The sequence below is a fragment of the Neobacillus niacini genome (assembly GCF_036961885.1).
Lineage (GTDB): Bacteria > Bacillota > Bacilli > Bacillales > Cytobacillaceae > Neobacillus > Neobacillus niacini_H.
Genome location: NZ_JBALNQ010000073.1, coordinates 1 through 22,452, shown reverse-complemented (window position 1 = coordinate 22,452; position 22,452 = coordinate 1). Strand labels below are relative to the sequence as shown.

Genomic DNA, 22,452 nt, shown 5'->3' with positions numbered 1-22,452 from the left:
CTCTGTATATTACCATTTTGTTTAAAAATGATTTATTTTACACCAATTATTCTCAAATAGATTTTAATCCTTTACAATTTAAAGAAAAACCATGGTTTGAAAAATTGGAACACTTAAGTTTTTATCAAACGTATTGGTTAGGTGCACACCCCACCTACATTAAATCTGAAAAAGATACATACCCATATCTCATTACCATTGGCAGGAGGATTCAAAAAGCTAATGACTTAAATTCTTATTTAATTATTAGTGTAAAAGAAAATGAGATTAAGAAGCTTTTTAGTCAAATTCAAAGTGAAAAAAGAGCAAAATTTTATTTGACCAATAAGGATGGAGATGTTTATTCAAGTTTGAATACAAGTGAGTTAGGAACGAAATTACAATATGACGTGACAAACACAGATTATCAAATTGTGGATTATATGGAAGAGAAACATTTATTGGTTTCCTATCCAGTGTCTTATTCAAATTGGAGATTGATCAGCTTAGTGCCATACAAGGACACTATTGGCTCAATCAATATGGTGACGAGAACGACGATTTTAATTCAGGGTGGTTTTTTAGTTCTATTTTTAATAGGTCTTATCATACTTGTGCGTGAATTAACAAAGCCAATTACAAGATTACATCATGTGACAAAAGCAATAAACCAGGGTGACTTAACCGCCAGAATACATCTTCCTGGAAATAATGACGTCGCACAATTAGGCCACTCCTTTAATCATATGTTGGATACGATCGAAGAAATGATTGAACAGATTAAAATACGGGAAGAAGCGAAACGAAATGCTGAATTAGAAATGCTGCAAGCACAAATTAACCCGCATTTTTTATTTAATGTCTTAAATGCAATTCGGTTAAAAATAAAAATGGAGGGGGATACCGGCAGTGCTTCGCTCATTTATTCTTTATCCGCTCTCCTAAGAATGACGATCAATCGTAATAATGCATTTATTCCCTTTGACGAAGAGGTATCGACTGTTAAGCATTACGTAGAATTGATGAATTTTCGTCATCGGTATGATGTAGAATTGGAGATTGATATGAACGAAGTTACTTCTCGTTTCCAAGTACCTAGATTTTTCTTACAGCCAGTCATCGAAAACGCTATCATACATGGGATTAATAATAGGAAAGAAACCATTAAGATCATTGCAAGTGAACAAAGCGATACGTATCTGGAGTTAATCGTTTCAGACAATGGAAAAGGTATGGATACGATCACACTGGAAGGATTGCGAAAGAAAATTTTTCAAACAAATAGTGATAATATTGTAAACAGTAGTAAATCGTTTAACGGAATAGGGGTACAAAATGTCTATCAAAGAATGAAATTAATTTATGGAGACGCATTTCAATTGTGGATAGACAGTATAGAAGGTGAAGGAACAACATTAACTTTTCAAATTCCTGTGAATAAGAGGTGAATAGGATGTATGAAGTAGTTTTGGTTGATGATGATGTGATCGTAATTGAATTTTTGATGAAAGTCATTCCGTGGCAGGAGTACGGCTACCAAGTAGTCGCCAGTTTTCAAGATAGTAATGAGGCATTAACATTTTTGCGAGGGAACCCTTATGATGTATTGATTACTGATATTGGTATGCCAAAACTAAATGGAATAGAATTAATCGAGCAATTGAAAAATTCGAATATTAATTCATATAATATCATCCTTTCTTGCCATGATGAATTTACCTTTGCACAACAAGCTATAAAGTTAGAAGCCTATGATTATATTTTAAAAGAATCGATGGAAGAATCGAATATCATTGCTTTACTAGAAAGATTAAAGAATAAGTTGGACCAAGAACATTATACAAATCATCAGCACGTAAAAGTCACCAAGCTTTTAGAAAGGACTTATAAAAATGACGATGTGTTAAAAGCACAAAAATATGTACAAACCCATCTGGGCGAGAAGATTTCTCTAACAGAAGTAGCTGCCCATTTACATTTAAATTCAAGTTATTTCAGTAGGATGTACAAGAAAGAAACAGGAGAAGGTTTTGTTGAATATGTGACAAGAGTAAAAATGGAAAAAGCAATAGAATTACTAGATCATTCGATTAAGTCAGTAGAAGTGATAGCATATGAGTTGGGCTTTGAAAGTAAAAGCTATTTTTTAAAAATATTTAAAAGGTTTTATGGATTATCCCCCAAATTATATAAATATAAGGATAAAGTATCTATTAATTTTAACACCAAACAACTATAGAAATCTAATAATATTATTATGTAAACTTAAATTTTCTTTTTATTTTAACTTGTCTGTAAATCGATTTGAAGGTAATCTAGTACTATTAATACATAAATGGGGAGAACAAGAATGGATACGAGAGACAAATGGAATATTAAACATCTTGATCGGATAAATCAACTGGATAAACCTGAACCTAATCCTAGGTTAAAGAAATTGTTGACGTATCTGAAGGAGGGAGGCAAAGCACTGGATATTGCTTGCGGCCTTGGCGGGAACAGTATGTTGCTAGCTCAGACAGATTATCAGGTGGAGGCAATGGATATTTCGGATGTAGCGATTAATTACATTCAAACGCAGGCAGTCAAGGAGAATTTATCTATTGAACCACGGGTAGCTGACCTTACAACATTGGATACTAATGATTGGCAGAATGCTCTCTATAACATCATGGTTATTACCTATTATCTTGATCGCGCATTATTCCCATTCGTAAAGAACAGCATTAAAGATGGCGGATATTTTTTCATGGAAACCTACTATCAAACTCCAGAGACTGAGGGCAAGGGTGTAGCCGAACAATATAAACTGCGGTCGAATGAGTTATTAGAGGAATTTAGAGATTGGAAAGTTATTTATTTTGAAGAAAATGAACAAGAAGGCTGGCAATCGATTTTTTGTCAGAAACAATAGACACGAATGAAGCAGGAGGCATAAGAATGGCAATTGTAGATATTACCGTGATCCCCGTTGGGACAGGCTCACCAAGTGTCAGCGAGTATGTAGCTGAAATACAAAAAGTTCTTCGACAGTATGAAGGGGAAATTAAATATCAGTTAACCCCAATGAGTACTCTAATTGAAGGTGATTTAACATTGTTGCTGAAGATTGTTCAGGAACTTCATGAGAACCCATTTAAGAAAGGCTTACAGAGAGTTTGCACGAACATTCGGATTGATGACCGCCGCGACAAAGAAAATACAATGGAGCGAAAGTTACAATCTGTTCAGGAAAAATTGTAGATTATTTTTAATGAACGAGTGAATTGGTTAGTAATGGAAAAAGAAGTGATTCACGGGTGACAGGCACCGTGAATCACTTCTTTTTTATTTTAATAAATCTATTCCCTGTGGGAGCGTAAATCCAAGAACAAACAGGACAACAAAAACGATAGAAAAGGCAATCCATAGTAGGTCTGTTGGTTTTCCATTTTGTTTCCGAACGATGACCATTTCGAATAAACCAATCATTATTATGCCAAGTATTGCCTTGAAATAATAGGATAGAGGAATAGAATACGAAGTAAAGAATAGAATAAATCCTGTTACCATTACTAGAATGTAGTTAGTCCGCAAAATCATATGCCATATTTTAATATTTTTCCCTTTGCTTTGGAGAACGGCAATGATTATTAGAAAAATTAACGCCAATACGAGTGTGGTTAAATGTGCATGTGTCATTTGAAAATACTCCTTTTGCTGATATAAATTTTCTCTACTTACTTATAGTAATAGGAAGATATAAAAGGATTCTAAAATATACATTAAATATTTCTTAAATCAACAGTAAAAGTTGTTAATGTCGATAGTTTAGATTTTGTACTTGGAAAATAACTAATTCTGTTGTAAAATAAATAATATCGAAAAATTCAAAAAATAAGTATATTAAAACACAATGATCGGGAGTATTAAGGAATATTTATTGCTTAGAGAGCTGTCGGCTGGTGAAAGACAGTCAATAAATCTCCCCAACTCGCCCAGGAGTGGTAAGGCTGATATGTAGGTCTTAACGGTTGACCACCGTCATCAAGTCTTAAAGTGGATTCGTTTTTTTGTACGAATCAAAAAGAGTGGTACCACGTAGGTAAAGCCTATCGTCTCTTATGAGATGATAGGCTTTTTTTATTGTTTTGAAACTAAAATGAAAAGGTGGTTATAAAAATGAGAAATATTGAAAAGTATTCAAGAGGATATTTTATGCCCCCAGTAAAAAGCTTGAAATGGACAGAGAGAGAATACATAACAGAGGCTCCTACCTGGTGCAGTGTTGATTTGCGGGATGGAAATCAGGCTTTAGTAGTACCGATGAGCCTAGAGGAAAAATTAGAATACTTTCAGTTGCTATTGGAAGTAGGTTTCAAGGAAATTGAGGTTGGTTTTCCAGCAGCTTCAGAAACAGAATATACCTTTTTACGGACCTTGATTGAACAGGATTTGATTCCAGCGGACGTAACCGTACAAGTATTAACACAATCGAGAGATCATATTATTGAAAAAACATTTGAAGCACTTCGAGGTGTGAACAAAGCTGTAGTGCATCTTTATAATTCGACTTCCGTTGCACAGCGTGAGCAGGTATTTAAAATGTCTAATGAAGAAATTATTGAAATTGCCGAGAGCGGTGCAAAATTGCTGAAAAAATATGCCGAAGAGACAGAAGGGAACTTCCAGTTTCAGTATTCACCGGAAAGCTTCACGGGTACAGAAATGGAGTTTGCACTTGATATATGTAACAGGGTACTTGATATTTGGCAGCCAACTCCTAAGAACAAGGTAATTATTAACCTTCCTGCTACCGTTTCAATGTCAATGCCTCACGTATACGCAAGTCAAATTGAGTTTATGAGTGATCATCTAAATTACCGGGACAACGTGATTCTATCATTACATCCACACAATGACAGAGGAACGGGAGTGGCTGATGCAGAACTTGGAATGCTTGCAGGAGCGCAGAGGGTTGAAGGGACTCTATTTGGTAACGGCGAAAGGACGGGTAATGTTGATATTGTAACACTTGCCATTAATATGTATTCCCATGGGATAAACCCACAGCTCAATTTTGAAAATATCCGTGATATTATTTCAAAGTATGAAAAATTAACCAGGATGAGGGTTCATGAAAGACATCCATATGGTGGCGAACTTGTCTTTACAGCATTCTCAGGTTCTCACCAGGATGCCATCGCCAAAGGGATGAAATGGCGTGAGGAAGAGAATCGTCAATATTGGACAGTACCATATCTATTGATTGATCCAAAGGATATTGGCAGAGAATATGAAGGAGACATTATCCGTATAAATAGCCAGTCCGGTAAAGGCGGAATAGGTTATATTTTGGAGCAGAATTATGGGCTTGATTTACCTGCCAAGATGCGTGAAAACTTCGGTTATAAAGTGAAAGATGAATCAGATCGTTTACACAAGGAACTTATGCCAAATGAAATTTTTGACATATTCAATAAAGAATATGTGAATATCAATAGCCCTGTTACATTTAACCATTATCGATATACTCAAAATGACCATTATCAAACCATTGTTTCAATTATAATGGATAATGAAAATTACGAAATCACGGGTGAAGGGAATGGAAGACTAGACGCCATAAGCAACGCTCTTCAAACCAAACTTGGAATCACTTACAAAGATTTAATCTATAAGGAGCATGCTCTTGAAATAGGATCCGGATCAAATGCTGTATCTTATGTAGGTATTACTGATTTAAATGGTACTGTTTATTGGGGCTGTGGGATTGATCCTGATATTATGACTTCTTCTGTAAAAGCTTTGTTTAGTGCAGTTAACAACATGATAACCACCGGCAAAGTACCAATTGAAAAAGAATTCTCACTTAATAAAGGAAGTTAAAAAACTTAGGTTATATAAAGAACCAACCGTAAGAAAAAATTCTTGCTGTTGGTTTTTTTAGTGCAGTCTATTCTTATTTTGGATACCATTATTCGTTCAGTTCAAGCTGGACCGTCATGGGTAAACGGTCAACACGTTACCATCATTTCCATTAAAGATTCTGATAGAAAAAAGAAAATGGCGGAGCTTGCAGGAAACCAAAAACATATTTGTGTATTGGCTATCCTAGTGAAATTCCAGATTTTGTGCCGCGTTTACCAAAAACAGCTGTCTACCATGAAGAAAAATACAATGTTAATATACATGAAGATATCAAAACGTTTAATCATATCCATCTTGAATCAACAAAAGGAAGAGAAAGTGGAGGATCCACCTGGACTCAAAGGATGGCGAATTTTTATAAAGATCCATTCTATGTTAATGATGGATATAAATATGTAGGCAAAATGCTAGAGCAACAAGGTTTTTTAAAACATGAAAAATAAATAAATTAGGTGCCTATGGAATGTATTGAGTTCCATAGGCTTTTAATATTTAAAAGCAAATGAATTTTAAGGTAGAAGCAGTTATTTTACCTGTTTTTTTATTAATTGGTTAATTCGTAAAGTCATATATTTTTCTTCAGCATAAACATATAATGCATGTTTAGGATTAGCTACATCCTTAATTAAAAGCTCGTCAAAGAAATTAATGTCTTAGACATATAACGTGTCTAGGTGGAGGTTATGATGGAAAGGTATTTTAAAAATCAAAAAGTTTTAATAACAGGGGCAAATGGTTTTATAGGTTCTCATATGGTTGAAAGAATGGTAAACGAAGGAGCACAAGTATCTGTTTTTGTTAGGGATTCCTCCGACTTATGGAGACTGGATGAAGTTAAAAAGGATTTAGACGTCTATAGAACAGATTTAAGGAATTTGGAGTTGGTCAAAAAAAACGTACTGCAAATAAAACCAGACTTTATTTTCCATTGTGGTGCATATGGCGTTGATGGAAGACAAAACGATTTTTTTGTGGCTGCAGGTACCAATATTAATGGAACCATGAATCTAATCCATTCACTTAAAAATATTGGCTGTAAAAAATTTATTAATGTTGGAACGTGTATGGAGTATGGCAATAAACGCGAGCTCATTAAAGAGGACTCTTTTTTAGAGCCTGATAGTATTTATGGGAGTACAAAAGCATCAGCCTCTATTATTGCCCACCAAATGGCGGTAAACTACGATATTGATTTAGTCACACTAAGACCTTTTGGAATTTTTGGAGAAAGAGAAGGCTCTCACAAGTTCTTTCCTTACATTATTTTATCCATGCTAGAGGATAAACAAGTGAACTTGACTCCTTGTGAACAATATCGGGATTATTGTTATATTGAAAATGTTATCGATGGATTTGTTCTAGCCGCTCAAAATAATTCGACAAAAAATGAAATTTATAATATTGCAAGTGGTGAAATTCACAAACTTAAATATTACGTGGATATTATTAATAACGAAATGCAATCAAAGAAACTACCAAACTATGGGGCACTACCCTATAGAGAAAATGAAGTTTGGAGACAACAACCGGATATTTCAAGGATTAGGAATCATTTAAACTGGGAGCCAAAGATCAGTCTTAAAGAGGGGATTGCCAAAACAGTAACTTGGTATAAGGAGAATAAACATAAATTTATAGGAACAACGAGGTGAAATTTGTTTTGGGACTTAGTAATGTAATAAAGGAAGATATTAAAAATATTAGTAATGAATTGGAGAAGAAGTTAAAAAAGCTTGAGGCGTCCACCATCCTAATCAGTGGCGGAGGAGGGTTTCTTGGAGGATATTTTCTTGACTTAATCGATTATTGTAATAAAAATCTCTTTAAGACACCATGTTATGTGATTTGTATTGAAAATTTTATTTCTGCTGCTCCTCAAAGAATTCAACACCTTCAAAATAATCAATCCGTTGAAATTATTAACCAAGATATTACTATGCCTTTGACTATAAATAAAAAGGTTGATTTTATTATCCACGCAGCAAGTATTGCTTCTCCCACTTATTATAGACAATATCCAATTGAAACGATTGAAACGAACGTATGGGGATTAAAGAACCTGTTAGATTTCGCCAAAACCCAAAAAGTGAAAAGTTTCTTATTTTTTTCGACCAGTGAAATTTACGGTAATCCTGCTCCTGAATTCATTCCAACACCGGAGAACTATAATGGTTATGTTTCTTGTACAGGTCCAAGAGCTTGTTATGATGAGTCCAAAAGACTCGGTGAAACACTCTGTGTTAATTACTATCAGCAATATGGAGTGCCCGTGAAAGTAGTAAGGCCATTTAACGTATTTGGTCCGGGGCTTAGAATCGATGATAAACGAGTTATACCAGACTTTTTTAACGATGCATTACATCATAAAAAAATTTCATTGTTAAGCAACGGGAGGCCAACAAGAAGCTTTTGCTATATTGGGGACGCGATTAAAGGGTTCATGTTAGCCCTTCTTTCCGAACATGACGGTGAAGCGTTTAACATTGGGAATGATGAAATAGAAATATCAATGTTAGACTTAGCAAAACTAATCGGTAAATTAGTTGGCGGGGTTGAAATTGAGTATAAGGAAAGTGACGATGAAAGGTATCTTATCGATAACCCCCAAAGGAGATGTCCGGATTTGACCAAGGCAAAGAATCTATTAGGGTATGTGCCAATGGTGAATCTAGAGGATGGCCTTGGTAGACTTAAAGATTGGTATGTAGAAGTTTACATGGGGGAAAATGGAAAATGAAAATTTCAGTGATTGGAACTGGCTACGTGGGTCTTGTAACAGGAGTTTGTCTTGCCTCTAAAGGGCACCAAGTAATTTGTATTGATAAACAAGCTGAGATTGTTAATAAGATTAACAGCAAGATATCACCTATCTATGAGCCGGGGCTTGAAGACCTTTTAAGCAATGTGATTGAAAAAGGGAAATTAGTTGCTACAACTGATTTGAAAAGTGCTGTTATGAATACAGATATTTCGATTATCTCTGTGGGAACTCCTTTTGGAGATGGAAAGATTGATTTGCGGTACATTGAATCGGCTGCAAAAGAGATTGGAAATGTATTAAAACAAAAAAATGGCTACCATGTAATATGTGTAAAAAGCACTGTAATTCCAACTACCACAGATACTTTGGTTAAAAACATTCTCGAAGATAGCAGCGGAAAAAAAACAGGTGATTTCGGTCTGGCCATGAATCCTGAGTTTTTGAGAGAAGGCAAGGCCGTAGAAGATTTTATGTACCCTGACAGAATTGTGATTGGTGCATATGATCAAGAAAGCTTTGAAACAATGAAAAAAGTCTATGAGGATTTTTTTGATTCGCCAATCATAAGAGTAAATCTAAGAACAGCTGAGATGATTAAATATACGGCTAATGCACTTCTTGCAACGCTAATCTCTTACTCTAACGAGGTCTCAGTAATTTGTGAAAAGGTCGGCAACATTGATGTAAAAGAGGTTTTAGAAGCAGTGACCTTGGACAAAAGGTTCAATCCAAGAGTGAATAATCAATTAATAAATCCAGGAATGGTCAGCTATTTAAGAGCCGGGTGTGGATTTGGGGGCAGTTGTTTCCCTAAAGATGTTCAGGCACTTTCTGCGTTTAGCAATGAGATGGGTTATCCGCCTTTTATGATTCAAGCAACATTAGAAATAAATAACGCCCAACCCTACAGGCTTATTGAAAGATTGCTAGAAAGTCTCGGTACATTAGAAAATAAGAAAATTGCTGTGCTAGGTCTCTCATTTAAACCAGAAACCGACGATATTAGAGAGTCGCCAAGTCTTGCTATCATAAAAGGACTTTTAGCGAAAAAAGCAAAGGTAATCGGTGTTGATCCAGTTGCAATTGATAATACAAAAAAGAAATTTCCTCAAAATGATTCCCTCTATTACTCTGCTGATTACAAAAATGCCCTTAAAGATGCCGATGCTGCCATACTTGTTACTCAATGGCCAGATTATATAAAGATATCTCCTCAGGAATTCAAGGATTTAATGAAAGTACCAATATTAGTTGATGGTCGAAGAGTGTTCAATAAGTCAGCCTTCGAAGCAGCGGGTGTCCAATATATCGGAGTTGGCCTTACTTAGTTAAACAATAAATAAAGGAATGATATTATGGCGGATTGGTTTGAATTGATTCACATACAACCTTTTGAGGATATGCGTGGCAGCCTTAAGAAGTTGTTAATGATTAGTCAACTGAAAGAAGATGAAAAGATCGAAGAGATTTACGTTTTATTTTCTAATCAGGGGAGTGTCAGAGGGAATCACTATCATAAAGAAACATTAGAATATTTTTCTGTTATAAGCGGTAAAGCGAATGTGGCATTAAAGAATTTGCATACTGGTGCCTTTGAAGAAATCGTCATGTCAGCAAATAATAATGTTATTCTCAAAGTCCCTCCTTACGTAGTGCATGCTTTTAAAAATGAAGGAGAGGAGCCGTTTATAATGGTTGCCATTTCCTCTAAGGAATACAATAAAGATGATACTGATACATTCCCAATGATAATCATTTAAAAGATATTGTTTGATAAAGTATTCAGACACTACTCAGAATATGGCTGGTGTCTGAAACCTAGTCCACATTAGAGGATGGAGGGACCAGGCACCAATTAAGTGCGATATCCCAAGTGTGAAAATTTGGGAGTATCGTCCATTCCGAAATAAAGGTTCTCACATACACTACTATTAAGTTCAAAAAAGAGCTAGGATGGCAGCAGAGCTAGTTGACTAGTAAAAAAAGAAACAGAAGAAAACATAGGAATTGGAAAGGGACAAGTCTCTAAAATGAGGGGATAAATATGAAGGTTGTAATACTTGCAGGAGGTTTTGGAACAAGAATCAGTGAGGAATCTCATTTAAAACCAAAACCGATGATCGAAATTGGAGAGTATCCAATTATTTGGCATATTATGAAAATCTATTCTGCACATGGATTTAATGAGTTCATTATTTGTTTGGGGTACAAGGGATACATGATTAAGGATTATTTTTTAAATTATTATCTGAATAAATCAGACGTTACCGTGGATTTGCAGCATGGAAACCACAAAATTAATACTTTCCACGGAACTGAACCTTGGAAAATTACATTAGCGGAAACCGGCCTAGAAAGTATGACTGGAGAACGCATTAGAAAAATAAGAAGCTATATAGGAAATGAACCTTTCATGTTAACGTATGGGGATGGACTGGCTAATGTTAATATTCAGGAATTAGTGAAATTCCACCAAAGCCACGGCAAAATTGCTACGGTTACAGCCGCTCAGCCTTCAGGAAGATTTGGAGCCTTGCAACTAGCAAAAGATCAAAGAGTGGAAACATTTAAAGAGAAGGTCAAAGGCGATGGCGGTTGGATTAGCGGCGGATTCTTTGTCTTTCAGCCAGAAGTTTTTGATTTTATTCCAAAAAATAACGCAGTCTTTGAAGAGGAACCATTGGGAAATTTAGCACAGACAGGTCAGTTAGTGGCATACAAACACTCAGATTTTTGGCAGCCAATGGACACAATGCGTGATAAAAAGTATTTAGAGGAGCTTTGGAAGTCGAATAAAGCACCTTGGAAAATATGGAAATAGGGAATGTGATAAACATATGAAGAAAATTTGCTTTGCCATTCTTGTTCATGAAAATAGGGATGTAATTCAAGATCAAATAGAGAACATTCGTTATTTTTGTCCAAACTCTTCTATTGTCTTTTTTCAAAGTGGGAATGACGAGAATTTATGTAAGGGACTTGGTTATCCTATTTGTCCAACTTCACATCCTATGAAATATGCAAGGACATATGGCTGGTTCTTTTTAAATATCATGGAATGGCTTGAAAATACGGGGTATGAATATGACTACTTAATCAATGTAGATTCAGATTCTCTTTTTGCAAAAAAGGGGTTTGAGGAATTTATTATCTCGGAAATGAACGAATTTGATTATATGGCTGCGCATTATAGAATGGCAACAGATCAATGGTCTCCCGGAAATACAATGAAAAAGGTTTGGCATTTATGGCAGCCAATATTTAATATGGACCATTTTTATGGATGTTTTGGATCACAAGTTTTTAGTCGAAAGTTCGTTAAGCAAATACTAACCTTTAACAAATTGGAAGAGATGAAAAGGATTATGAAACATACTGAAGATGATGTATTTGCTCTAGAAGAAATGCTATTTGCAACTTTAGCAAAAACTCTGGGGGTAAAATCAAAACCTTATCCTGCTAATGTTGGTAAATGGATGCGTGACAGACCGAAATATACGAGAAGAGAACTTATTAATGCTGTTAAAAATAACGAGGATTGCTATTTGTTACATCCAGTGAATCGATTTATGAATGATCCTGCGAGGACTTTTATAAGAAGTATGAATCATTCCAGAAAAAATGAGTAGGAATATATAAATAATAGCAGAAAAAAAGGAAAATAGGAGAATAATATCTGAATGACTATGGAGATTAGCCTTCCATAGTTTTTTTTTATTTTCATTGAATATGAAAAAATCCTCCACACGTAAAGACAGGAGGACTATTCATAAATTTATGTTATATTTTGCTTGGACTTCATGTAGACTTCTTCATAAGGCTGGATCACCACAAAACCGTCACCTTCAAATTTCATTTGAATCGATTCACCGCTGCCTCTTCCGAAAAATGTTTTTAAGGTAATATCGGTTTGAAAGGTTGGCATGAGATTACCAGACCAGGCGACGGTTGCGTTAGGGTCGGTAATGACAGGACTGCCTGGTAATACTCTTAACGTAATCGGTTCATAATGCGCGGTAAAGGCAATCATCCCAGTTCCTTCACAACGAACATTAAACAAACCGCCTGCCATCATCCCGGCAATTCGCTTCATTAATTTTATCTCCCATTTAATGCTAGGTTCAAAGGCTAATAAATCATTCCCGTTAATATAAATGGAATCGTTTTGCAGGTTAAGGATAATTATTTTCTTCCCACTATCGGCAAGATATAATTTTCCTTTCCCGTTGGCTTTCATAAGCGAGGCGCCTTCTCCTGTAAATGCCTTTTTGAAAGCAGTTCCGAGACCATGTTCTAATATTCCTTCGCGAACAAACTTCATTTGTCCATGATAAGCAACCATCGAACCAGCTTTGGCCCAGACCTGTCCGTCTAAGTTTACCTCCAGCATTCGAGGCGTTTCTAATTCAAAAAAACCTTCGCCCTTATCTTGCTGCTCTGTTTTTTGGATAAATTCTTCAATCGAGTACCTGTTCATTACTCCCACATCCTTCCATTCCTTTACTACGAGTATCAATCAATTTTGTTTCAGTTTTTTATAGAGAATAATGAGAATATTTTTCTGTATAAAAGAAGACACTCAAACATGTTAATGGTTTTCCTATTGATCTACAATGAGTGGTTTTTTTATCCAAGGTATTAATGGTGTTCCAAAGACTTCATTTCATGTAAAATAAGATAATAAGCTATAATAAATGATAAATTAAAAATGCATGGGGGACATAAAGTGTCATATCAACTAAAAAAAGGGTTTAAATTGTTTGCTTTAAATTCAAATCAAAGCCTTGCAAAAGAAATTGCCTCGCATTTAGGATGTGAGGTTGGAAAAAGCTCTGTCACTCAGTTTAGTGATGGGGAAATTCAAGTGAATATAGAAGAAAGCGTACGTGGATGCGATGTTTATGTTGTTCAATCTACTTCCCATCCAAATAATGACCACATTATGGAGCTTCTCATCATGATTGATGCCTTAAAAAGAGCTTCAGCCAAAATGATCAATGTGGTGATTCCCTATTACAGCTATGCACGACAAGATAGAAAAGCAAGATCTCGAGAGCCGATTACAGCTAAATTAATTGCAAACCTTTTAGAAAAATCAGGTGCTACTAGAATACTGACGATGGATTTTCATTCGCCGCAAGTCCAAGGCTTTTTTGATATTCCAGTTGATCATTTAATTGGGATTCCGACTTTAGCCGATTATTTTGAGAAAAAGGGACTTGAGGATGTGGTCGTTGTGGCTCCGCACAATGGTGCTGTAGGGAGAGCTAGGAAAATGGCTAATCTGTTAAATGCCCCTATTGCTCTAATAGACCGAAGACGTCCTGAACCTAATGTTTCCGAAATTTTTGAGATTATTGGGAATGTTGAAGGGAAAAATGCGATTATTGTTGATGACTTAATTAATACAGCAACAACGCAGACCTTAGCAGCCCAATCATTAGTAGAGCATGGTGCTAAGTCGGTTTTTGCTTGCTGTACACATGCTGTTTTTTCACAATCTGCTGTTGAAAAAATTGAATCATCAGCTATTAAAGAATTAGTGATCACCAACACGATTGAGCAGACCGAAGATAAAAAAATCAATAAAATAACAATGCTGTCTGTAGCCCCATTACTAGCAGATGCTATTGATCGCATTCATAATGAAAGGGCTGTAAGTCCATTGTTTGAATAAGGCTGTTTTCTGAAAGATTATTGTTAAAATCTTAAAGCCGATTTTAACGTGGAAATAGTTATTTTTGAGCCCTTGAATTTAGTTTGCAAGCTCTTTTCTAAGAAAAGAGCCTTGAATAAAAAAAAGCCAGAAACCATTAGTGATTGAATGGTTCTGGCTTTTTTTTCAACGGTATTATAATCCAATTTTTTTATCAAACACACCTGTCTTTTTCGTACCTTCAATAACTGTGTATTCATTCTTTTTGTAGGCAAACCAATACGCCATTCCAATAAAGAGTGCTCCACCTGCAGCGTTCCCTAAAAAGACGGGAATAAAGTTACCTACATAGTCCATCCATGTAAAGTACCCAGCAAATATGGCTGCTGGTATCACAAACATGTTAGCTACAACGTGTTGAAATCCAATTGCGACAAAGGCCATCGTCGGAAACCATATGCCTGCAATTTTTCCCATCATATCATCGCTTCCGTAAGATAACCATACTGCAGCAGCGACTAGCCAGTTACAGCCAATCCCTGAAACAAAGGCTTGAAGAAAGGTTGCGTCTAATTTATGTTCAGCAATATAAACCGTGCTTTCCAAGTAAATACCCGTTTCCGTTAAACCAACGATATGTCCGAAAAAGTACGCAACGAAAATGGCACCAAGAAAATTACTTACTGTGATGAGAAACCAGTTCTGGATGACCTGTTTTGTATTAATTTTAGCTGCAAACCTTGCCAACGGAACCACCATCATATTTCCAGTTAGAAGTTCTCCACCCGCAATTAAGGTAAGAATAAGCCCAATAGGGAAGACAGAGGCACCTAAAATAGCACTTAAGCCTGATAACCCTTCCGATAATGGAGCGGTGACACGAATATATAGAAGGAATCCCAGTGAAATAAAGGCACCTGCTTGGAATCCTAATATGAGTGTTGTTAATAACGGGTAGTTAGTCTTTTTGACTCCGTTTTTTATCGAAATTTCTAGTATTTTATCTGGTGTGGATAATGACATAACATGATTTCCTTTCTAGCTTCTAGATTGTGAAGTTCATCACACATTGATTTGACTTCATTTTACCCCATTCATGTCAAATATGCTGTGAACATTTCTTTAACATTACAATTACCTTAAACCCCAGGATTAAATTTTGTTTTTGTTAAAATATTTTCCCCTAAAGGAAGTTTTTTTGAAGTGGACTCCTGTTTTGGTATAAAATTAGATTAATAATGGAATGTATGCTTTTTGGAGGAATGGTTGATGACGGCAGTAAAGTCTGTAAAAATTGATGGTGAACCAATACATGTATTTAAGAGTGAGATATATATTTTCGAATCCGTTTCTGGCTTTACGTTAGAACTTGATCTCATTGTTAGTGAGGTTACCATCAGAAAATATGGTAAAGAGCAAACTCTAATTATAGAGATTGAACTACTAGATGGTAGAATCATAGAGTCAATTATGCATGTAAAATCACTAACTGGCGGATTACCACAGCTTAATTTATTTTGTGACGTGGTTGACATTGACGAGTATGATGATTTAGATAAAGTTAATGAAAATAGTACATGGTTTCCCAACGTAGAACAGGGCATTACGTTAGAAGAAATTAGAAAAATAGAAATGCCCAATGAGCCGATTAGTTTAAAATTAACACTGCCGATCGAACAGGTCGAATGGCTGAAAAAGCAAAAGAAGAAAGAATTAAATCAACTATTCTCTGAAATGATTTATGAACGATGGAAGAAGGAAAATTCAAAGTAATTTAATAGCATTATCAAAGATGTCAGCTTCTGACATCTTTTTTTAATCTATAGTTTTACTACACCCGATATTTGGAGTAACAAATACTTGTTACTAATCAAATGCTTAATTTCTTAGGTGCAAGCCTTGGTATACATAGATTAGTCTGTACTTAACAATAACTTAGCCGTTAAAAAATGAACTATAAACTAGCAGAAACCTACAGTTTTTATTAAAAAGACCAAATACCTCTGTCATTGTATGAAATTTTCTGATTATTTACTATTAAGAAGTAGTGAAAAGCTAGTAAGAAATGGAGTGATAGGATGTATACGGGTAAAGAGTATTTGGAAAGTCTAAGGGACGGAAGGGTAGTCTATCTTAATGGTGAGAAAATTGATGATGTCACCACCCATCCTGCTTATCGAAATTCTGCTCGGTCGTATGCCAGAATGTATGACGCCTTGCATGATCCGGAAACGAGTAAGATTTTAACCACGCAGAACGAATACGGTGACAAAACGCATAAATTCTTTAAAACTCCTACCAGCCCCCAAGACCTGCTAGAAGCAAGGGACGCGATTGCAGAGTGGGCGAAATTAAGTTTCGGGTTTATGGGCAGAACTCCTGATTATAAGGCATCCTTCATCGGACATCTTAACGCTTTTGCGCATTACTATGAGGGATTTGAGGATAATGCAAAAGCATGGTACAGAAAAGCAGCTAAAGATGTTCCGTTCGTCAACCACACTATTATTAATCCACAGGTAGATCGCTCAAAGCCATTGCATGAAAATAAGGATGTATTTGTACGTGCTGTTGCTGAAAAAGACAATGGCATAATTGTAAGCGGTGCCAAAATGGTTGGTACTGCTGCTGCGATGACAAATTACAACTTTGTTGCCAATTATGGACCAATGGATTTAGGTGATGGTGATAAAAGTCATGCTCTGATTTTCTTTGTACCAATGAATGCACCAGGATTAAAAATGATTAGTCGCCAATCCTACGAACTACAAGCAGCAACAAACGGAACACCGTTTGATTATCCATTATCCAGCCGTTTTGATGAAAACGACGCAGTTATTGTTTTAGATAACGTGTTTATCCCCTGGGAAAATGTCTTGTGTTATAAAAACGTTGAAATTTCCAATGGATTTGCACCGGCAAGTGGGTTTATCCCTCGTTACACCTTCCATGGCTGTACACGTTTTGCCGTTAAACTAGACTTTATGACGGGATTATTATTAAAGGCTACTGAAGGTGCTGGAACGAAAAACTTCAGGGGAGTTCAGGCGAAAATAGGTGAGGTTGTTGCACTACGGAATATGTTCTGGGGTCTATCAACAGCTATGGCGGCCACGCCAGATCCTGGTCCTAATGGTTTAGTCATTCCGAATGGTTACTCAAGTGCTGCCTATCGTGCATTGGCACCACTGGCATGGGTAAAAGTCAAAAACATTTTTGAACAGGTTGTTGCTGGAGGTCTGATTCAATTACCATCCAGCTCAAAGGATTTCCTAAATCCGGAAATCAAGCCTTATTTAGATAAGTATTATCGAGGTACTGGAATTAATGCAGAAGAAAGAGTTAAATTATTGAAAATGGTTTGGGATACGATTGGCACTGAATTTGGTGGTCGACATGAGTTATACGAAGTCAATTATGGAGGAAATCACGAAAATATAAATATGGAAGCATTATTCCATTTTGAAGCAACTGGAGCTGCTGATCGTCAAAGAGCTTTTGTTGAATCAGCCCTAAATGATTATGATTTAAATGGCTGGACAAACAGCACTTGGAAAGATCTATCAAAAGAGTTTGTTAAATCGTAATTTTTAAAAGGGTGTTCTCCTAACAAGAGAACACCTTTTACGATTATATGTCATTTAATAGAAAATTCAGTTATAATGAGAGGGGTTACAATCTACTGAAAACCTACTATTATTTAAAAATAAGCTATGAAGGTGTTAGATAATGGCGAATCAATTTCTTTCACTCAATGACCAGCTACATATATCAAAAATTGATGACCTTTTATATGTAAACAATAATCGGTCAGTTTTGATACAAACAAGTGCATTCGGCATTTTACAGCGAGATTTAATAAATAATATTGGTATTAATCGGATGAAGGCGTTTTTCTTCAAATATGGCTGGCAATTAGGCGAGGAAGATGCACAAGACATTATTATGGATCAATCTTTGACCCTATTAGAGAAGATACTTAATGGTCCCTATTATCATGCTGCCAAAGGACATGTACGCGCTAGAGTAACCTCCCATGATCTTGAAATGGAAAATGGTAAAGTTAAAACACTAAGATTCAAAGGGATTTGGGAAGATTCCAATGAAGCGGAACAGCATATTCGTAATTTCGGTTTATCAACTACCCCTGTTTGTTACACACTTACAGGATATGCAAGTGGGTATGTTTCACGTTTAGTTGGAGAAGAAGTTTTCTTCAAGGAACACCAATGTGTGGGTGCTGGTGACCACTGTTGTATTTGGGAAGGTCGTTTCCTTTCCGAATGGAAGGAGGAAGCAGATGAGCTTCTTTTATATAGCAAGGAACTGCCGATTCTTAAGGAACTTGAACAAGCAAACAAAAAGCTTTTAATTGAGAAAAATAACCTTGCAATGGTAACATCGATACATAAAGAATTGACAGATGAGATTATTAAAGGAAATAATATCAGTTCCATTCTAGATATCGTCAATCGCCGAATAGAACATCCGGTAATAGTCGAGGATATATATTTTCAGGAAATAGGCAAAAAGGGAATTTCGACGGAAAACTATGAACCTATAAAAAAGAGTTTTAAGGTTTATTTGAAAAAATGGAATCATCGAATAGATAAGGTTACAATTGTCCGTTTTGAAAATGGGCATAGACTTGTTACACCAATTTTTTTAGAAGAGAAAGTAATTGGGTATTGTTCCTTTTTATATTTGAATAAAGAAATCATAACCTTTGAAATTGATTCTATGATTATCGGACGAGTATCCTCAATCTGTTCTGTGTTAATTAATAATGAAAAAATAAAGCTGGAATCTAAGGAACGGATTAAAGGAGATTTTCTTGAAGAAATCTTTAGTGGTAAGCATCCTTCAGAACAAGAAATCAGAAAAAAAGCAGGCTATATTCAGTTGAATTTATCTGGTAAATACTATGTTGTAAAACTTTCATATTTTTATCGAGATGGCTGCGAGGAGAAGGATTTAATCAGTCATAAAAATCCCTATGATGGAGTGTACATGTTTTTTAAGGAAAAAAATATTAGTATTTTAATCAGTCAGCGACCCGATAGCTTGTTATTGCTCGTCCCTGTAAACCAATTGGAAGATCAAAATATTGAGCACATCCTACATTCACTAGTAAACTATCTCAAAAAGAAAGTAAAATATATTCTATTTTTAGCTGGAATAAGCGCAATCAGCAATAATATAGCTGAGGCGGGGTCTGCACTAGTAGAAGCACAGTCGGCTGTAAGACTTTCAACTAGTGAAGAGCCGATTACTACCTTTAATGATTTAGGGATGATCGGTGTTCTAATTAATCAGCAGAATGAAAATGCTGTTCGCAGAATCATTACAGGTACACTAGGAAAGTTATGTGAGAACACAAATAGAAATAAAAAGGAACTGATCGAAACCTTATATAAATTTCTCGTTAATGGCGGGAATTTAGAGTTGACCGCTGATAATCTTGCGTTGTCTGTTAGTGGACTCCGATATAGACTAAATAAAATAATGAACCTGCTTGGACGCGATGATTTAAGGGATCCGAATGTGCAATTCCAGATGCTATTAGCACTCAAAGCGCTAAAAATAGTAGATAATGAATACTAGCTTATTTAGTTATAGAAGGGGAATTCATCAATGAAAATTACTTTTGAAGATATTTATACTCATGGCCATGTTGTGATTGAAGATCATCTATCCAAACACTATCACTTTCCTGAAATGTTATCGAGATATGATAGTAATTTTATTGAGTTTAAAACGATACCTACATTGGAAGAATTTAAACAAGCAGAAAGTTATTTGAGAAATTACCATCTGAAAAATGGTCAAAAACATCTGAAATTTAAATTTCCTGAAAGCAGAAAAATTCCAGTTGAGTTAGTTGATTATTTAAATCAAGCAAATTATGATATTGGTTTTCTCGAACTCTATGCCATCCAACCGAATCAATTTCCCGACCTTAGAGATAATCCGAATATCGAAATTCAGATTGTATCCGAAGAAAATCTTGAAGCTTTTCTCAACCTGCAGTACCAGCAGGATATCGTTTTTGGAAGTAATTTTGCTCATCAAAAGGTAGAACTAAATAAACGGATACTTAAAGATCCGAATATCATGCAATTGCTAGCTTTATATAATGGGACTCCTGCAGGGGCAGTAGATGTGATTATTTCAAATGAAACAGCCGAAATTGATAATTTAGGAGTAGAAGAAGCTTTTCAAAAGAAGGGGATTGGGAGAAGATTACAAAAGTTTGTTATGGATACATTCCACGATAAGACGATTATTTTAGTTGCAGATGGTCAGGATACACCAAAAGAAATGTATAAGAGGCAGAACTATCAATACCTTAGTTATCAATATTATTGCCAAAAAGTTGAAGAAAAATAGAAAAGGACCGGTGATTGATTTCACCAGTCCTTTCGTGCTGTTATGTGAGTGACTCTTTACTTGTTGGAACAACCTTTTTCCGTTCTTTTGGAATAATGAGATTTAGTACAACTGTGGCCAAAGCACCAACTGCTGTTCCAGAAGAGAGAATGTAATTTGCAAAGTCAGGAACGCTGTAAAGGATTTCCTTTGGAAGAACGATGGTGCCAATGGTTAATAGAATCGGAACGCCAATTACCATCATATTCCGTTCATCAATCTCAACATGCTGTATAACTTTCATTCCATTCATAACAATGGCCACACAGACCACTCCGAAAATGCCTTGGATGACGGGTTGAGGAACACATGTAATGATAGCAGATAATTTCGGAATTAACCCTAAAGCGATTAAAATTACCCCTGCACTAATGATTGCCATTCTGCTGGCAACTCCTGTAATCGCAATGATACCAGCATTTGAAGAATAACCTGTCATTGGAGTTCCACCGAAAAGTGATCCTACGAAACAACCAATACCTTCACCAACAGAACCTCTGTTCAATCTTTTCTCATCTAATTCACTGCCCGTTACAGTGGATACGACAAACCAAGTACCTGTTGTTTCAATTAAGATAATTAAATAGATAAAGACCATCGTTAGGATAGCTTGTAAATCAAACACAGGTTTTCCAAAGGGGAAAAAGCTAGGAAGCGAAAACCATGCTGCTTCTTTTACAATTGAAAAATCGACTGAACCAAATAATGAAGCTGTAACGGTACCCACGACAATCGCGAGAATAACAGAAATAAGTCTGAAAAATGTTCCATAACCTTGTTTCTTACGTCCTAGCAGGATACAAATAACTAGGACAGCAGCCGAGATAAATGCAATTAAAACATTATGCCCAACATTACCAGGTGCAGAATAAATGCTATTAAATGCGGAAGGCATAAGAGAAATCCCAACGATTACAATTACCGTTCCTCCGACAATAGGAGGGATAATTTTTTTAACGGCTTTAGCAAACCACTTTAATGGATACCCAAGAATGGCAATTAATAATGCCCCTGGCAGAAGGCTACCAAAAACAGCTCCCATTCCAAGTTTTCCCCCGATTGCGGCCAAAGCACCGATGGGAACATAGGAAGGACCCTGTACCACGGGTAATCTTAATCCGCCAATCGTTTGAATGAGGGTTGCAATTCCAGCAGCTAAGAAGCACATTTGAATGAAAAAAGTAGTATTCATTGTATCCAACGCTAGTAACCCTGCAATAATGATCGGCGCGATATATAAATCCATCGCTAGTACATGCTGCATTCCAAGCAGAAGTGCTTTTCCCCAGCCAATCTTTTCATCTACTCCTACGGTAATGTTCGGATTTTGCTCATTTTGCGCCACTGATTCATTCTCCTTTTATTTTATTTAATGTGAAAAGTAAATCTAAATAACGGATCTGTTACATTAATAAACGTTTAAAATTTAAGTTTATCACTACACAGATAATAAAAACCTAATATGAATTATAATTAAGAATTGTAAAATTGTAAATATTAAAATGACGAATAATAACATTAAATTTTAATCTATCGTTCGTTTTTTTTGTTGACAAGAAAATGTATTCTTCATAGAATATAGTAGGAGATAAGCTTGGAAGAAGGGGATGTAAAATGATAATCAATGATACGGTTTTACGTAGTGATTGGATCGTTGCCTGTAAAATAGAAGATGTTAAAGAAGAACCAATCCAAAGAATAATAATGGGTGAAAGAG

The 22,452-nt window shown here is 35.7% G+C and carries 21 protein-coding genes and 1 other annotated feature; of the genes, 17 read left to right on the top strand and 4 right to left on the bottom strand.

The window, feature by feature from the left end; translation table 11 throughout:
- The 4 genes from V7124_RS24405 to V7124_RS24390 all read left to right on the top strand — a co-directional run.
- Positions 1–1,427 (top strand): sensor histidine kinase (locus tag V7124_RS24405; RefSeq protein ID WP_335494231.1); only part of this gene is annotated, 1,427 nt, incomplete at its 5' end.
- Positions 1,428–1,432: 5 nt separating this feature from the next.
- Positions 1,433–2,218, top strand: a complete 786-nt coding sequence (locus V7124_RS24400; RefSeq protein WP_335420043.1) for a response regulator transcription factor — start codon at positions 1,433–1,435, stop codon at positions 2,216–2,218.
- A gap of 111 nt (positions 2,219–2,329) precedes the next feature.
- Complete coding sequence (locus V7124_RS24395; RefSeq protein ID WP_335494229.1) at positions 2,330–2,893, top strand: class I SAM-dependent methyltransferase; 564 nt, start codon at positions 2,330–2,332, stop codon at positions 2,891–2,893.
- A gap of 26 nt (positions 2,894–2,919) precedes the next feature.
- Positions 2,920–3,222 carry an MTH1187 family thiamine-binding protein gene (locus V7124_RS24390; protein WP_335494225.1) on the top strand — a complete coding sequence of 101 codons (303 nt, stop codon included), beginning with the start codon at positions 2,920–2,922 and terminating at the stop codon, positions 3,220–3,222.
- Between the two features lie 84 nt (positions 3,223–3,306).
- On the opposite strand, the gene V7124_RS24385 is transcribed toward V7124_RS24390, so the two are convergent.
- Entirely contained in the window at positions 3,307–3,660 is a 354-nt protein-coding gene (locus tag V7124_RS24385) for a DUF1516 family protein (RefSeq protein WP_335494223.1), read from the bottom strand.
- 205 nt (positions 3,661–3,865) lie between these two features.
- Positions 3,866–4,084, top strand: a binding site (T-box leader).
- A 56-nt stretch (positions 4,085–4,140) separates the two neighbouring features.
- Between V7124_RS24385 and V7124_RS24380 the strand changes: the two genes are divergently transcribed.
- The 8 genes from V7124_RS24380 to V7124_RS24345 all read left to right on the top strand — a co-directional run bounded on the left by V7124_RS24380 (position 4,141) and on the right by V7124_RS24345 (position 12,279).
- Positions 4,141–5,847: a 2-isopropylmalate synthase gene (locus V7124_RS24380; RefSeq protein WP_335420055.1), complete on the top strand. Its 1,707-nt coding sequence runs from the start codon at positions 4,141–4,143 to the stop codon at positions 5,845–5,847.
- Between the two features lie 60 nt (positions 5,848–5,907).
- Positions 5,908–6,288, top strand: coding sequence for a hypothetical protein (locus V7124_RS24375; protein ID WP_335420058.1), 381 nt, complete (start codon positions 5,908–5,910; stop codon positions 6,286–6,288).
- A gap of 287 nt (positions 6,289–6,575) precedes the next feature.
- The gene (locus V7124_RS24370; protein ID WP_335420102.1) at positions 6,576–7,541 is read left to right on the top strand and encodes an NAD-dependent epimerase/dehydratase family protein; all 966 of its coding nucleotides are present in this window, start codon (positions 6,576–6,578) and stop codon (positions 7,539–7,541) included.
- 8 nt (positions 7,542–7,549) lie between these two features.
- Positions 7,550–8,626, top strand: coding sequence for an NAD-dependent epimerase/dehydratase family protein (locus V7124_RS24365; RefSeq protein ID WP_335494220.1), 1,077 nt, complete (start codon positions 7,550–7,552; stop codon positions 8,624–8,626).
- Positions 8,623–9,978, top strand: coding sequence for a UDP-glucose dehydrogenase family protein (locus V7124_RS24360; RefSeq protein ID WP_335420065.1), 1,356 nt, complete (start codon positions 8,623–8,625; stop codon positions 9,976–9,978). Before V7124_RS24365 ends, V7124_RS24360 begins: the two co-directional genes overlap by 4 nt.
- A 27-nt stretch (positions 9,979–10,005) precedes the next feature.
- Positions 10,006–10,410: a polysaccharide biosynthesis C-terminal domain-containing protein gene (locus tag V7124_RS24355; RefSeq protein WP_335420069.1), complete on the top strand. Its 405-nt coding sequence runs from the start codon at positions 10,006–10,008 to the stop codon at positions 10,408–10,410.
- A gap of 284 nt (positions 10,411–10,694) precedes the next feature.
- Complete coding sequence (gene rfbF / locus V7124_RS24350) at positions 10,695–11,471, top strand: glucose-1-phosphate cytidylyltransferase (RefSeq protein ID WP_335494218.1); 777 nt, start codon at positions 10,695–10,697, stop codon at positions 11,469–11,471.
- A 16-nt stretch (positions 11,472–11,487) separates the two neighbouring features.
- Positions 11,488–12,279: a hypothetical protein gene (locus V7124_RS24345; protein WP_335420076.1), complete on the top strand. Its 792-nt coding sequence runs from the start codon at positions 11,488–11,490 to the stop codon at positions 12,277–12,279.
- A gap of 146 nt (positions 12,280–12,425) precedes the next feature.
- On the opposite strand, the gene V7124_RS24340 is transcribed toward V7124_RS24345, so the two are convergent.
- The gene (locus V7124_RS24340) at positions 12,426–13,127 is read right to left on the bottom strand and encodes an AIM24 family protein (protein ID WP_335494216.1); all 702 of its coding nucleotides are present in this window, start codon (positions 13,125–13,127) and stop codon (positions 12,426–12,428) included.
- Between the two features lie 249 nt (positions 13,128–13,376).
- On the opposite strand from V7124_RS24340, the gene V7124_RS24335 reads away from it, so the two are divergent.
- Positions 13,377–14,327, top strand: coding sequence for a ribose-phosphate diphosphokinase (locus V7124_RS24335; RefSeq protein ID WP_420489579.1), 951 nt, complete (start codon positions 13,377–13,379; stop codon positions 14,325–14,327).
- Between the two features lie 174 nt (positions 14,328–14,501).
- Here the strand turns inward: V7124_RS24335 and V7124_RS24330 are convergent, their stop codons facing one another.
- Positions 14,502–15,329 (bottom strand): formate/nitrite transporter family protein, encoded by an 828-nt coding sequence (locus V7124_RS24330; RefSeq protein ID WP_335494214.1) that lies wholly within the window; start codon positions 15,327–15,329, stop codon positions 14,502–14,504.
- Between the two features lie 246 nt (positions 15,330–15,575).
- Between V7124_RS24330 and V7124_RS24325 the strand changes: the two genes are divergently transcribed.
- From V7124_RS24325 to V7124_RS24310, 4 genes are all read left to right on the top strand, one after another.
- Entirely contained in the window at positions 15,576–16,079 is a 504-nt protein-coding gene (locus tag V7124_RS24325) for a hypothetical protein (protein WP_335494212.1), read from the top strand.
- 305 nt (positions 16,080–16,384) lie between these two features.
- Positions 16,385–17,893, top strand: coding sequence for a 4-hydroxyphenylacetate 3-hydroxylase family protein (locus V7124_RS24320; RefSeq protein WP_335420089.1), 1,509 nt, complete (start codon positions 16,385–16,387; stop codon positions 17,891–17,893).
- A gap of 142 nt (positions 17,894–18,035) precedes the next feature.
- Positions 18,036–19,910 (top strand): XylR N-terminal domain-containing protein, encoded by a 1,875-nt coding sequence (locus tag V7124_RS24315; protein ID WP_335494210.1) that lies wholly within the window; start codon positions 18,036–18,038, stop codon positions 19,908–19,910.
- Positions 19,911–19,940: 30 nt separating this feature from the next.
- Positions 19,941–20,696, top strand: a complete 756-nt coding sequence (locus V7124_RS24310) for a GNAT family N-acetyltransferase (RefSeq protein ID WP_335420096.1) — start codon at positions 19,941–19,943, stop codon at positions 20,694–20,696.
- 40 nt (positions 20,697–20,736) lie between these two features.
- Here the strand turns inward: V7124_RS24310 and V7124_RS24305 are convergent, their stop codons facing one another.
- Entirely contained in the window at positions 20,737–22,080 is a 1,344-nt protein-coding gene (locus tag V7124_RS24305) for a uracil-xanthine permease family protein (RefSeq protein WP_335494208.1), read from the bottom strand.
- Positions 22,081–22,452 lie beyond the last annotated feature (372 nt).

Excerpts from the sequence above, each read along its gene's own strand:
- V7124_RS24400 (WP_335420043.1), top strand. The coding sequence starts at position 1,433 with ATGTATGAAGTAGTTTTGGTTGATGATGATGTGATCGTAATTGAATTT.
- V7124_RS24395 (WP_335494229.1), top strand. The coding sequence starts at position 2,330 with ATGGATACGAGAGACAAATGGAATATTAAACATCTTGATCGGATAAAT.
- V7124_RS24390 (WP_335494225.1), top strand. The coding sequence starts at position 2,920 with ATGGCAATTGTAGATATTACCGTGATCCCCGTTGGGACAGGCTCACCA.
- V7124_RS24385 (WP_335494223.1), bottom strand. The coding sequence starts at position 3,660 with ATGACACATGCACATTTAACCACACTCGTATTGGCGTTAATTTTTCTA.
- V7124_RS24380 (WP_335420055.1), top strand. The coding sequence starts at position 4,141 with ATGAGAAATATTGAAAAGTATTCAAGAGGATATTTTATGCCCCCAGTA.
- V7124_RS24370 (WP_335420102.1), top strand. The coding sequence starts at position 6,576 with ATGGAAAGGTATTTTAAAAATCAAAAAGTTTTAATAACAGGGGCAAAT.
- V7124_RS24360 (WP_335420065.1), top strand. The coding sequence starts at position 8,623 with ATGAAAATTTCAGTGATTGGAACTGGCTACGTGGGTCTTGTAACAGGA.
- V7124_RS24355 (WP_335420069.1), top strand. The coding sequence starts at position 10,006 with ATGGCGGATTGGTTTGAATTGATTCACATACAACCTTTTGAGGATATG.
- rfbF (WP_335494218.1), top strand. The coding sequence starts at position 10,695 with ATGAAGGTTGTAATACTTGCAGGAGGTTTTGGAACAAGAATCAGTGAG.
- V7124_RS24345 (WP_335420076.1), top strand. The coding sequence starts at position 11,488 with ATGAAGAAAATTTGCTTTGCCATTCTTGTTCATGAAAATAGGGATGTA.
- V7124_RS24340 (WP_335494216.1), bottom strand. The coding sequence starts at position 13,127 with ATGAACAGGTACTCGATTGAAGAATTTATCCAAAAAACAGAGCAGCAA.
- V7124_RS24330 (WP_335494214.1), bottom strand. The coding sequence starts at position 15,329 with ATGTCATTATCCACACCAGATAAAATACTAGAAATTTCGATAAAAAAC.
- V7124_RS24325 (WP_335494212.1), top strand. The coding sequence starts at position 15,576 with ATGACGGCAGTAAAGTCTGTAAAAATTGATGGTGAACCAATACATGTA.
- V7124_RS24320 (WP_335420089.1), top strand. The coding sequence starts at position 16,385 with ATGTATACGGGTAAAGAGTATTTGGAAAGTCTAAGGGACGGAAGGGTA.
- V7124_RS24315 (WP_335494210.1), top strand. The coding sequence starts at position 18,036 with ATGGCGAATCAATTTCTTTCACTCAATGACCAGCTACATATATCAAAA.
- V7124_RS24310 (WP_335420096.1), top strand. The coding sequence starts at position 19,941 with ATGAAAATTACTTTTGAAGATATTTATACTCATGGCCATGTTGTGATT.